The organism is Albidovulum sp., assembly GCF_049646345.1.
Lineage (GTDB): Bacteria > Pseudomonadota > Alphaproteobacteria > Rhodobacterales > Rhodobacteraceae > Albidovulum.
In genome coordinates this window covers 1-11,920 of the sequence record NZ_JBARVQ010000710.1, presented here as the reverse complement: position 1 = coordinate 11,920, position 11,920 = coordinate 1, and the positions used below count along the sequence as shown (strand labels likewise).

General features: G+C 62.5%; 12 protein-coding genes and 1 tRNA gene. 5 read left to right on the top strand and 8 right to left on the bottom strand.

Annotation, left to right across the window (positions count from 1 at the left end):
• Positions 1–648: TetR/AcrR family transcriptional regulator (locus tag WBB85_RS18525; RefSeq protein ID WP_432640069.1), on the top strand; the 648-nt coding region annotated here is incomplete at its 5' end.
• Here WBB85_RS18525 and WBB85_RS18520 read toward each other — a convergent pair.
• Positions 632–859 carry a sulfurtransferase TusA family protein gene (locus tag WBB85_RS18520; protein ID WP_432640070.1) on the bottom strand — a complete coding sequence of 76 codons (228 nt, stop codon included), beginning with the start codon at positions 857–859 and terminating at the stop codon, positions 632–634. The genes WBB85_RS18525 and WBB85_RS18520 overlap by 17 nt on opposite strands.
• Positions 860–1,046: 187 nt before the next feature.
• Between WBB85_RS18520 and WBB85_RS18515 the strand changes: the two genes are divergently transcribed.
• Together WBB85_RS18515 and fdhF are read left to right on the top strand one after the other, a co-directional pair.
• On the top strand, positions 1,047–2,732 hold the full coding sequence (locus tag WBB85_RS18515) for an NAD(P)H-dependent oxidoreductase subunit E (RefSeq protein ID WP_432640068.1): 1,686 nt from the start codon (positions 1,047–1,049) through the stop codon (positions 2,730–2,732).
• A gap of 1 nt (position 2,733) precedes the next feature.
• Positions 2,734–5,514: a formate dehydrogenase subunit alpha gene (gene fdhF, locus WBB85_RS18510; RefSeq protein WP_432640067.1), complete on the top strand. Its 2,781-nt coding sequence runs from the start codon at positions 2,734–2,736 to the stop codon at positions 5,512–5,514.
• Positions 5,515–5,946: 432 nt separating this feature from the next.
• Here the strand turns inward: fdhF and WBB85_RS18505 are convergent, their stop codons facing one another.
• Complete coding sequence (locus tag WBB85_RS18505; RefSeq protein ID WP_432640066.1) at positions 5,947–6,213, bottom strand: hypothetical protein; 267 nt, start codon at positions 6,211–6,213, stop codon at positions 5,947–5,949.
• A gap of 31 nt (positions 6,214–6,244) precedes the next feature.
• On the opposite strand from WBB85_RS18505, the gene WBB85_RS18500 reads away from it, so the two are divergent.
• The gene (locus WBB85_RS18500; protein ID WP_432640065.1) at positions 6,245–6,616 is read left to right on the top strand and encodes a hypothetical protein; all 372 of its coding nucleotides are present in this window, start codon (positions 6,245–6,247) and stop codon (positions 6,614–6,616) included.
• A gap of 299 nt (positions 6,617–6,915) precedes the next feature.
• Positions 6,916–6,991, top strand: a tRNA-Arg gene (locus WBB85_RS18495).
• A 34-nt stretch (positions 6,992–7,025) separates the two neighbouring features.
• Here the strand turns inward: WBB85_RS18495 and WBB85_RS18490 are convergent.
• From WBB85_RS18490 to WBB85_RS18465, 6 genes are all read right to left on the bottom strand, one after another.
• Positions 7,026–7,223 carry a DUF2783 domain-containing protein gene (locus WBB85_RS18490; RefSeq protein WP_432640064.1) on the bottom strand — a complete coding sequence of 66 codons (198 nt, stop codon included), beginning with the start codon at positions 7,221–7,223 and terminating at the stop codon, positions 7,026–7,028.
• Between the two features lies 1 nt (position 7,224).
• A complete protein-coding gene (locus WBB85_RS18485) occupies positions 7,225–8,838 on the bottom strand; it encodes an FAD-dependent oxidoreductase (protein WP_432640063.1) in 1,614 nt (537 codons plus the stop codon).
• A 3-nt stretch (positions 8,839–8,841) separates the two neighbouring features.
• Complete coding sequence (locus tag WBB85_RS18480) at positions 8,842–9,792, bottom strand: MBL fold metallo-hydrolase (protein WP_432640062.1); 951 nt, start codon at positions 9,790–9,792, stop codon at positions 8,842–8,844.
• A 1-nt stretch (position 9,793) separates the two neighbouring features.
• The gene (gene fahA / locus WBB85_RS18475; RefSeq protein ID WP_432640061.1) at positions 9,794–11,047 is read right to left on the bottom strand and encodes a fumarylacetoacetase; all 1,254 of its coding nucleotides are present in this window, start codon (positions 11,045–11,047) and stop codon (positions 9,794–9,796) included.
• Entirely contained in the window at positions 11,038–11,694 is a 657-nt protein-coding gene (maiA, locus tag WBB85_RS18470) for a maleylacetoacetate isomerase (protein WP_432640060.1), read from the bottom strand. Before maiA ends, fahA begins: the two co-directional genes overlap by 10 nt.
• A partial coding sequence (locus WBB85_RS18465; RefSeq protein ID WP_432640059.1) for a homogentisate 1,2-dioxygenase domain-containing protein occupies positions 11,691–11,920 on the bottom strand: 230 nt, incomplete at its 5' end. The genes maiA and WBB85_RS18465, both read right to left, overlap by 4 nt.

The window sequence follows — 11,920 nt, the reverse complement described above, 5'->3', positions numbered from 1 at the left end:
GGTATGGATGATGCAGAACCCCTCGGGCGCGGCTGGCGCGGCACGGAAAGCGGCTGGATCGAGGCCGCCTATGCGATGCTGATCGAAGGCGGGGTCGAGGCGGTGAAGATCCTGCCGCTTGCCAAACGTTTGCGCCTGTCGCGAACCAGCTTCTACTGGCATTTCCCTGACCGCGAGGCGCTGCTGGCGGCCCTCGTTACCCGCTGGCAGGACAAGAACACCGGCAACCTGATCCGCCAGACTGAGCTTGCCGCGCCCACGATCAACGCCGCTGTCCTCAATCTCTTTGATTGCTGGATCACGCCCGACATTTTCGATGCCCATCTTGACCACGCGATGCGGAACTGGGCGCGGACGGATAGTGCGTTGAAAACCGCCTTTGACGTTGCCGACCGGGCCCGGATAACGGCCATTCGGGCGATGTTCGAACGCCATGGCTATGGGATGGAAGAGGCCGATATCCGTGCCAATGCGATCTACCTGACGCAGGTGGGCTACATCGCACTCGGGACCAGAGAAACGTTGGAATCGCGCCTCAGGCGCATTCCGACCTATCTTGAGACCTTCACCGGGCACCGTGCCTCGGATGCGGAACTGCGGGCCTTTCTGGCCCGGCACCGTGAAGGGGCGGTCAGCGCCGCCGGATAAGGTAGACCTGTGCCGCGCCGTCCTCGGCCGTTGAAATCAGCTCATGCCCCGCTTCGGCGCAGAAATGCGGCACGTCGATCACCGCCGCCGGGTCGGTCGCGATCAGCCGCAGGACCGCGCCCTGCGCCATGCCCGACAAGCGCTTGCGCGCCTTCAGGACGGGCAAGGGGCACAAAAGCCCCGTCGCATCGATTTCCTGATCCCACATCATGACGCCCGAGATACGCAACGCGGCGCATTCTGTCCATTGCCCTTGGTTCGGGCATGAGAAGATACGTCACTGGAAATCGCCGCTATTGATAGAAATCTTCTATCGGTCCACGAGATTGCGAAATTGATCCGATAGGACCGGTTTGACACAAGCGGCACCTGAACTGTGTACGACGGGATACGTGGCCATGGCACTCGACGACAAAGGCGGCGTCTGGAAATCCGGACGGGGCAAGGGACGCAAGACACCGAAAGGTCGCCAGCTTGAGGATCAGGCCTGGGCCGAGGTTCGCGCCCTTCTGGGCGACGGGCCGCGCCGCCGTGACCTGTTGATCGAATATCTGCACCTCATTCAGGACAAGTATGGCTGCCTCTCGGCCCCGCATCTGCGCGCGCTTTCCGAGGAACTGAGCACCGGCATGGCAGAAATCTGGGAGGTCGCGACCTTCTACGCCCATTTCGACCCGGTGAAGGAAGGCGAAACCCCGCCGCCCGACCTGACGATCCGGGTCTGCGAGTCGCTTTCCTGCGAACTGGCGGGTTCTGACGCACTGATCGCCGCCTTGGAAAAAGGCATGGACCCGAAAAAGATCCGCGTGCAGCGCGCGCCCTGCATGGGCCGCTGCGACACCGCGCCGGTTCTGGAAATCGGCCACAAGCATATCGACAATGCGACCCCGGCCAAGGTCGACGCCGCGCTGAAGGACGGTCATTTCCACGCCGAGATCCCGGCTTACGAGGATTTCGCAGCCTACAAGGCGGCGGGTGGTTACGCGAAACTGGCCGAGTTGCGCAAATCCGGCGATTGGGAAAAGGTGCAGGAAACCGTGCTCGCCTCTGGCCTGCGCGGACTTGGCGGCGCTGGCTTCCCCTCGGGCCGCAAATGGGGCTTCGTGCGCGCCAATCCGGGCATCCGCTACCTTGCCGTCAATGGCGATGAGGGCGAACCGGGCACGTTCAAGGACCGCTACTATCTTGAACGGACCCCGCATCTGATGCTGGAAGGCATGCTGATCGCTGCCTGGGCGGTCGAGGCGGAGCGCTGCTTCATCTACATGCGCGATGAATACCCCGCCGTGCTGGAGATCCTGCGGCGCGAGATTGCCGCGCTGGAAGAAGCGGGTATCATCCTGAAGGGCGAGGTGGAACTCCGCCGCGGTGCAGGCGCCTATATCTGCGGCGAAGAAAGCGCGATGATCGAATCGATCGAGGGCAAGCGCGGCATCCCGCGCCAGCGTCCGCCCTATGTTGCCGCCGTCGGTGTCTTCGACCGGCCGACGCTGGTCCATAACGTCGAAACCCTGCATTGGGTCACCCGGATCGTCCGCGAGGGTCCGGAGGTACTGAATTCGACCGAGAAGAACGGCCGCAAGGGATTGCGGTCCTATTCCGTCTCGGGTCGCGTGGCCAAGCCCGGTGTCTACCTTCTGCCCGCCGGATCGACGATCACCGATATCATCGAGGCCTGTGGCGGCATGGCTGAAGGCCACACCTTCAAGGCCTACCAGCCGGGTGGCCCGTCCTCCGGCCTTCTGCCCGCTTCGATGCATGACGTGCCCTTGGATTTCGACACGCTCCAACCGCACGGCACCTTCATCGGCTCTGCCGCCGTCGTGGTCCTGTCGGACAAGGACAGCGCCAAGCAGGCCGCGCTGAACATGCTGCGCTTCTTTGAAAGCGAGAGCTGCGGCCAGTGTACGCCCTGCCGGGTCGGCTGCGAAAAGGCGGTCAAGCTGATGCAGGCCCCGAAATGGGACGCCGATCTTCTGGAAGACCTCTGCCAGGTCATGGGCGACGCCTCGATCTGCGGGCTGGGGCAGGCCGCCCCGAACCCGATCCGCCTGACGATGAAACATTTCCCGGATGAGGTCTGACATGACCGACGCAATCAAGTTCACCCTCGACGGCATCGAAGTTACCGCTGCCCCCGGCGAAACGATCTGGGACGTCGCCAAGCGCGAAGGCACGGTGATCCCGCATCTTTGCCACAAAGACCAGACCGGCTATCGCCCCGACGGCAACTGCCGTGCCTGCGTGGTGGAAGTGGAGGGCGAGCGTGTGCTCGCCGCCTCCTGCTGCCGCAATCCGGCGAACGGCATGGTGGTCAAGACCGACACCGACCGCGCCAAGAAGTCGCGCGAGATGGTGATGGAACTGCTGCTGGCCGACCAGCCGGACCAGGCCACCGCACATGACAAATCCGCGCATCTGTGGGACATGGCCGAGGCCAATGGTGTTTCCACCAGCCGCTTCCCGAAGGTTGAAAAGAGCCGCATCCCGCTGCTCGACGACAGCCATGTCGCGATGCGCGTCAACCTTGATGCCTGCATCTCTTGCGGGCTTTGTGTCCGCGCCTGCCGCGAGGTTCAGGTCAATGACGTGATCGGCATGGCCGGGCGTGGCCATGACGCCTATCCGGTCTTCGACATGGATGACCCGATGGGGCAATCGACCTGCGTTGCCTGCGGCGAATGCGTTCAGGCCTGCCCGACCGGCGCCCTGATGCCTGCGACCGTGGTCGATACGCAAGAGGTTGGCGACCACGCCGATTTCGATAGCGAGACGACGTCCGTCTGCCCGTTCTGCGGTGTTGGCTGTCAGGTCAGCCTCAAGGTCAAGGACGGCAAGGTCAAATATGTCGAGGGCATCAACGGCCCCGCCAACGAAGGCCGCCTCTGCGTCAAGGGTCGCTTCGGCTTTGACTACATCCACCACCCGCACCGGCTGACCAAGCCGCTGATCCGGCGCGAGGATGCACCCGCCAAGGGGCTGAACGTCGATCCGGCGAACTGGCAGGAGCATTTCCGCGAGGCAAGCTGGGACGAGGCGCTGGACTTTGCCGCGAATGGCATGAAGGCGCTGGCTGAAAAGACCGGCGGTCGTGCCATTGCGGGCTTCGGGTCTGCCAAATGTTCGAACGAAGAGGCTTATCTTTTCCAGAAGTTCATCCGTCAGGGGTTCGGCCACAACAACGTCGACCACTGCACCCGGCTTTGTCACGCCTCCTCGGTGGCCGCACTTCTGGAAAACGTGGGCTCCGGTGCCGTCACCGCGACTTTCAACGAAATCCAGAATGCCGATGTCGCCATCGTCATCGGCTGCAACCCGATCGAGAACCACCCCGTTGCCGCGACCTATTTCAAGCAGTTCACCAAGCGTGGCGGCAAGCTGATCGTGATGGACCCGCGCGGCGTGGGCCTGCGCCGTTTCGCGACCCATATGCTGAAATTCCGCCCCGGCGCGGATGTCAGCATGCTGAACGCGATCATGCACACGATCGTCGAGGAAGGCCTCTACGACCGGCAATATATTGAGGCCTATACCGAGAACTGGGAGGCCGAGAAGGCGCATCTGGCGAACTTCACGCCCGAGAAGATGGAACCGATCTGCGGTATCCCTGCGGATCAGCTGCGCGCCGTTGCGCGTGAGTTCGCAACCGCTAAATCGGGCATGATCTTCTGGGGCATGGGGATTTCCCAGCACATCCACGGCACCGACAATTCACGCTGCCTGATCAGCCTTGCGCTGATGTGCGGTCATGTCGGGCGGCCGGGCACTGGTCTGCACCCCTTGCGCGGCCAGAACAACGTGCAAGGTGCGTCCGATGCGGGCCTGATCCCGATGTTCCTGCCCGACTACCAGACCGTCACCGATGACAGCATCCGCGGCAAGTTCTCGGGCGTCTGGGGATCGGGTGACTTCTCGAACGAAAAGGGCCTGACGGTTACGGAAATCCTCGATGCCGTCCACCACGGCGACATCAAGGGCATGTATATTCTTGGCGAAAACCCGGCGATGTCGGACCCCGACCTGAACCATGCGCGTGAAGCGCTGGCGATGCTCGACCACCTCGTCGTGCAGGATATCTTCCTGACCGAGACCGCGAATTATGCCGATGTGATCCTGCCTGCCGCCGCCTTCTATGAAAAGAACGGCACGGTGACAAACACAAACCGGCAGGTCCAGATCGGCCGCGCCGCCGTGACACCGCCGGGCGAAGCGCGCGAGGATTGGGCGATCACCATGGATCTGGCCAATCGGATCGGGCTTGGCTGGACCTACACGCACCCGAGCGAGGTCTTCGCCGAGATGAAGAAGACGATGAAGTCCCTCGACAACATCACATGGGAACGGCTGGAAAACGAAGGGGCGGTGACCTATCCGTCGCTGTCGCCCGAAGATCCCGGCCAGCCCATAGTTTTCGGCAACGGCTTCCCGCGCGCGGGTGGCCGGGCGAAGTTCACGCCCGCCAGCGTCATCCCGCCTGCCGAGGTGCCGGATACAGAATACCCGATGATCATCACAACAGGCCGTCAGTTGGAACACTGGCATACCGGATCAATGACCCGGCGGTCGAAGGTGCTGGACGCGGTGGAGCCCGAGGCCAACTGCTCGCTGCATCCCGATACGCTGAAGCGGCTTGGCGTCGAACCTGGTGAACGCATCCGGCTGTCGACCCGGCGGGGATCGATCGAGATCATGGCGCGGGCCGACCGGGCCATCGCCGAGGACATGGTCTTTGTCCCCTTTGCTTATGTCGAGGCGGCGGCGAACATCCTCACGAACCCCGCGCTTGATCCTTACGGCAAGATCCCCGAATTCAAGTTCGCGGCCGTGAAGGTCGAAAAGATCGAAGCCGTTCAGGCCGCCGAGTAAGGATCGGAAACAAACCGCATGCGGCCCGGGACTTTGTCCCCGGGTCGTATGATTTTTCGTGCTATTGTGCCTCGGATCGCCCGACCATGGTCGGATGACTTTGTCATGCCAAACACGCAAGATTGGCTTAGTTCTCGCGATGTGGGACACTGGACTGTCATCGCGAACGAGTATGGTGGAGTGGTAACGAGTATCTGTTGGCGAATCCAGTTCGGGAGAGTGCCGGAACCGGGTGGCTGTAAAGTCGAGGTGAGCTTTTGGAAACGGCGTTTCTATTGCTTTCTGGCGTCACATGGCGCGGCGCTGTCAGCACCGCGCCTGTTTCCTGTTTTATCTCAGCGTCAGATGAGAGGCAGGCGTGAACGGTGATGCCGAAAAGCTCCTGTCCCGCCGAAAGGCCCTGGCCCGGCTGGGTGCCTTGGCCTTTGGGGCCTACTGCGCCCCCGCATTTACAACCCTGAGCGCCGCCGAGGCGAAGGGTTCCAGTTCGGCGAGTAGATCTGGGTCTGGTAACAGCGGTTCTGGTTCCGGCAATAGTGGGTCGGGCTCCAGCAACAGCGGATCGGGGAATAGCGGTTCAGGCTCCAGCGGCGGCGCGTCCGGATCATCGGGCCCAAGCGGTTCTGGATCGGGTGGCGGATCAGGAAACAGCGGCTCGGGGTCCGGCAACAGTGGCTCTGGCAGCGGTAATTCTGGCAAAGGCTCCTCCCGCTCGGGCGGGGACAAATCGGTGTTCGGCGGCGATGGCATTCATATCCAGTTTTCCGACGGCCATACCGAACGCATCCGCAATGGCCGGTTTGAAAAGCTCGACCGGCGGGGTCGGATCGTCGACAGTCACCGCGCCCGTCGCTACGACATCAACCGGCTGCGTCGTCTCCAGTCCGCCGCAAGGCGGCGTGGGTCGCAAAAGGAGGTCCGCGCCGTCGTGGAAATCGACGAAGGGCGCGGGCATATCGCGATCACCGATTATCGCGGCTGGCAAGAGATCGTGTCCGGCAGCACCTATGAGCTGATCGACCCTGACGGCCGGACAGTCACGCGCCGGGCTCTTACGGCCAAAGACGTGTTGCGCATCCGCGATGTACTTAAACTCGAGTGACACCGCAGGCCTTCTGTCAATGCCGGGACAGAGGTCCGAGTATTCTGCCCCGTGAGCACTGGATCATTTGAAGCCAATCCTCTCACGGCCCGGAAACCCCGCAGACAATAGCATCAAGTTGGTAAACAGAAATCTGTGGGAAGAGTGGCCGAATGCGTATTGGGACATGAGCCACGCGTGTGTTCGGCAGCAACCGGAGGGTTGTCATGTCCGCTTGCCAACCTCTTCATGCCGAACTATCCACAATCGGGTGGCAGGGATGGTGATGCGCTACCTGACCGGACCCGCCATGCTCATGCGGCCCCGTAGCTCAGGGGATAGAGCGACCGCCTCCTAAGCGGTAGGTCATAGGTTCGAATCCTATCGGGGCCGCCATTTCATTCTGACGACGGGCGGGTACGCAAAGGCCTCAGCGCCCGGCTGTGATGGCGGCTTTCAGGGCTGCCGTAAGCACATCCCGATCGCCGATATGGTTGGCAAGCACCAGCACCAGACGGGCATTGAGCGCGTCGGAACTGGCCTTGTCGCGGCCTTCATGTGCGGCCAGCAATTCGGCATAGAATCCGTCCGGGTCGGGGATGTTCGGGGTCAGGGTCAATTGTCCCATTCTATCCTTCCTCGTTCTGGCCGGTGGCGGTTCTGATGGCGGCATGCACTGCGATTTCGTCAAAGGCGATCCAGCGCGCGGCGATGTGTTGGTCTGGGCGAATGAGGTAAAGGGCGGTTCCTGCCCTGCCAAGATAGCGTTCGGCCAGATCGGGGCTTTCATCGGGGTCCAGACGGAGCGCCTTAACGATGATCCCGTCCTGTTCGATGCTGTCAGGCACCTCAACCCCCAGCGACACCAGACGAAAACCATCGCCGAGCCGGTCCAGCAGCCACCCGTCGCGGGTGGGCGCATCGGATGCAGGCGCACCGGGGCGGGTGCGCGCGGGCAGATCTGACGCATCGGGTCCATTCAGGGGCGAACCGTCATGGGTCGAGGGCACCGACAGCCGCCCCGAATTCACAATCGGTCGGGCAAAGGCAAACGCCTCGGACAGATCCAGCACCGCATCGCGGAAGATGCGGCTGATTTCCGATTTTGGCGTGATGAAATCGGTGGAGCGACTGGAATTGAGGATATTCTCATCCGCCGCCTGCACCCGTTCCCGGTCATAGCTGTCCATCAGGCTTTCCGGTGCCAGCCCGTCCAGCACCAGCTTCAGCTTCCAGCAAAGGTTGTCGGTGTCCTGCACGCCCGAATTCGCCCCGCGCGCGCCAAACGGGCTGACCTGATGGGCGCTGTCGCCGGCAAAGATGACGCGGCCATGGCGGAACTTCTCCATCCTCCGGCACTGAAACGTGTAGATGGACACCCATTCCAGTTCGAACTTCACATCCTCTCCCAGCATGGCCCTCAGGCGCGGGATCACTCGTTCGGGCTGCTTTTCCACCTCTTTGTCGATGTCCCAACCAAGCTGCAGATCGATGCGCCAGACCCCGTCGGGTTGCTTGTGCAAGAGCGCCGACTGGCCCTTGTTGAAAGGCGGATCGAACCAGAACCAGCGTTCGGTCGGGAAATCGGCCTCCATCACCACATCGGCGATCAGGAAGTTGTCTTCAAACACCCGGCCGGTGAAATCGAGCCCCAGCATGGAGCGGGTGGGCGATCCGGCGCCGTCGCAGGCGATCAGCCAGTTGGCTTCCAGCCGGTAGGACCCGTCAGGTGTCTCAACGTCCAGTGTTACGTGATCGGTGCCGGGCGCGACTGCGATGACCTTGTTCTTGCCTCTGATCCCCAGCGGCGCGCCTTCTGCAATCAGGGCATGCGCCCGGCGGACGAGGAAATCTTCGAAATAGTATTGCTGAAGGTTGATGAAGGCGGGGCGGCGGTGACCATCCTCCGGCAGGAGATTGAAGTCATAGACCTTGCGGTCCTGAAAAAAGACCTTGCCGGTGTTCCAGACCACACCCTTGTCAACCATCTCCTGCCCGCAGCCGAGCCGGTCGAGGATCTCCAGCGGGCGTTTGGCGAAACAGATGGCGCGGCTGCCGAAACTGACCTTGTCATTATCGTCCAGTACCACGACCGGCACTCCCGACCGGGCAAGGTCGATGGCTGCCGTCAGCCCCACCGGCCCCGCGCCGATGATCACGACCGGATGGCGGACCGGCGCAGGCGCATCCTGATCGGCGCTGCGGGCATAGGGGTAAAGCGGCGTTTCAAAGACCTTCGCCATGGCTTAGCCCTGCAACGCCTCCCACATCTCGCGGTCGCGTTCGGCGGTCCAGATGCGGGGCGTGTCGATGTCACGCGCCTCGTCATAGGCGCGGGCGACATTGAAGGGCAGGCAATGTTCGTAGATCGCGTAATCGCCGAATTTCGGGTCGCAGACCGCGCGGCAGGCCGCCATCGCCTCTTTCAACGTTCCACCGCCCAGTGCGACCTTTGCCACCGATCGGTAGGTTGAGGTCACAAAATCGGCAGTGCTGCCGAGTGCTGCATTGACCCGGTCGCGCCCGACCAGCGCGTCGCCCCGGCCCGGTGCGATGGCATCGACATCCCAAGCCCGGATCGCCTCCAGCGTGCCGGGCCAGTCATGGAAATGCCCGTCTCCGCAATAGCAGGCCGAGTGATCTTCGACGATGTCGCCGGTGAACATTACGTTCTGATCGGGTACATAGATGACGATGTCGCCCGCCGTATGCGCCCGGCCCAGATGCATGAGATCGACGCGTCTTTGGCCGAGATAGACACTCATCCGACCGTGAAACGTCGTCGTGGGCCATGTCAGGCCGGGGATCTCCTCATGCCTCTGAAAAAGCCGGGGGAAGCGGGCAAACTCGCTGTCCCAGTCCTCTTGCCCGCGTTCGACAACCATTGAGCGGGCCTTCTCGCTCATGATCACCTGACCCGCATCGAAGGCCGAAGCGCCGAGCACGCGGACGGCGTGGTAATGGGTCAGCGCCAGATGGGTGATGGGTTTGTCCGTCACCTCGCGGATGCAGTCGATGACCTTCTGCGCCAGCCGCGGCGTTGCCTGCGCCTCGATCACCATGACGCTGTCATCGCCGATGATGACGCCGGAATTCGGATCGCCCTCGGCGGTGAAGGCATAAAGCCCTTCGCCGATCTCGGTGAAGCTGGTCTTCTTCTCGGTCAGGTCGCCTTGCGACGCGAATGCCTTGGCCATGTCAGCTCCTTGCATAGGGGTTGTCGAGCGCGGGCAGGATCTGCCCGGCGCAGGTGCCGAAACCGATGCGGTAGCCGTCACCGCTTGCATGGCCCGAAAGGGTCAGCGTGTCGCCGTCTTCGATGAAGCTGCGGGTGCCGCCGCTATCCAGCGAAACAGGCTCTTTACCGCCCCAGCTCAGTTCCAGAAGGCTGCCGCGACTGTCCCTTTCCGGCCCGGAGATCGTGCCGGAGCCCAGAAGATCGCCGGTATTCATCGGGCAGCCTGAGGTGGTGTGATGCGCCAGTTGCTGGGCGGCGGAATAGTACATCTCGCAGTAATTGGTGCGGACGATGGTGGTCGGCGTCTTGCCCTCGGGTGCCAGTGTCACCGCAAGGTCGATATCGTAAAGCATCGGCCCCGGTTCCTGAAGGTAGGGCAATAGCGGGCGGGCGCGGTCGGGGGTGTTGATGCGGAACGGCTCCAAGGCCGCTCGGGTCACGATCCAGGGTGAAATCGTCGTCGCTGTCGCCTTGGCCTGGAACGGGCCCAGCGGCTGGTATTCCCAGGCCTGAATGTCGCGCGCCGACCAGTCGTTCAAGAGGACATAACCGAAGATCATCTGATCGGCCTCGGCCACCGTCACCGGCCCTTCAGAGGGCAGGCCCACGATCGCGCCCATCTCCAACTCGATATCGAAGCGGGCCGAGGGCGCGAAGCGGGGCAGGTCGTCATCCGGCCCCTTCACCTGTCCCCATGGCCGCCGGACCGGTGTGCCCGAGACAACAACTGAGGATGCCCGGCCGTTATAGCCGATGGGGATCGACAACCAGTTCGGCGGCAGCGCGTTGTCCTTGCCCCGAAACATGGTACCCACATTTTCGGCGTGATGCCGACCGGCATAGAAATCGGTGTATTCCGAGACGAGGAACGGCAGATGCATCCGCGCCTCGGTCATCGGCACCAGATAGGGCTCTGCCACCCGTTCAGCGCCCTCGGCCAGCAAGGCCTGCAACTGCGCGCGGTAGGCGTCCCAGACCTTTGGCCCCAGTTCCATGAAGTCGTTCCAGAACGGCACGTCCAGCACCGGCTCAGAAGCGGCTTGCAGGATGCCATCCTCCTCCAAAGCCGCGAGATCGACGATCATGTCGCCGATCGCGACCCCGCAGCGCGGTTCCGTGTCCTCGGTTGAAAACACGCCATAGGGCAGGTTGTTGAGCGGAAAGGGCCCGTCCGGGTCATTGGCGCTTTCGATCCAGGATTTCATCAGTGGCATGTCGGTCCTTGCGTCTTTGGGGCGTCTGGTTGCGCGTCGGGTCCGGCCATGTCGAATGCAGGCAAGGCGCGGGCGCGGGCGTCGATGGCGGTCAGCCGGGGATATGGGGTAAGATCCAGCCCCCAGCGCCGAGCATTGTAAATCTGAGCGACAAGGCAGATATCGGCAAGTGTCGGGGTATCCCCGAAGGCGAAAGGTGTTGCCGGGTCGATCATCTGTTGCAGGGCATTGAACCCCAGTGCCATCCAATGACGCATCCACGCGGCCTTATCCTCGGCGGTCGCGTTGAACTGTGTGCCAAGATGCTGCACGACCCGCAGGTTATTGACCGGGTGGACATCCATCGCGATGAGATGGGCCGCCGCCAGAACCCGCGCCCGCTGCACCGCGTCTGTTGGCAGCAGAGGCGGTTCAGGATGCGTGGCTTCCAGCCAGTCGATGATCGCAAGCGACTGGGTCAGGACGGTTCCGTCGTCGAGCGCCAGCACAGGGACCAGACCCGATGGGTTCAGTGCGGCATAATCCGCGTTGCGCTGGGTACCCTTGACCAGATCGACCGGGACCGGCGCATAGGTCACGCCCTTGAGGTTCAGGGCGATCCGCACGCGATAGGACGCGGTGGATCGCCAGTAGGTATAAAGCTTCATTTCCGGCCCGGTGTACCGTCGAATTTCTTCTCAAGCGAGGTCCAGCAGTCGATATAGTCGTCCTGCAACGGCGCTTCCTTGGCGGCGAACACGGTCAGGTGTTGGGGGAAGCGCGTTTCGAACATGAAGGACATGGTATCGTCGAGTTTGTCGGGCCCGAGATTGGCGTTTGAGGCCTTCTCGAACGCCTCGCGGTCGGGCCCGTGCGGCAGCATCATATTGTGCA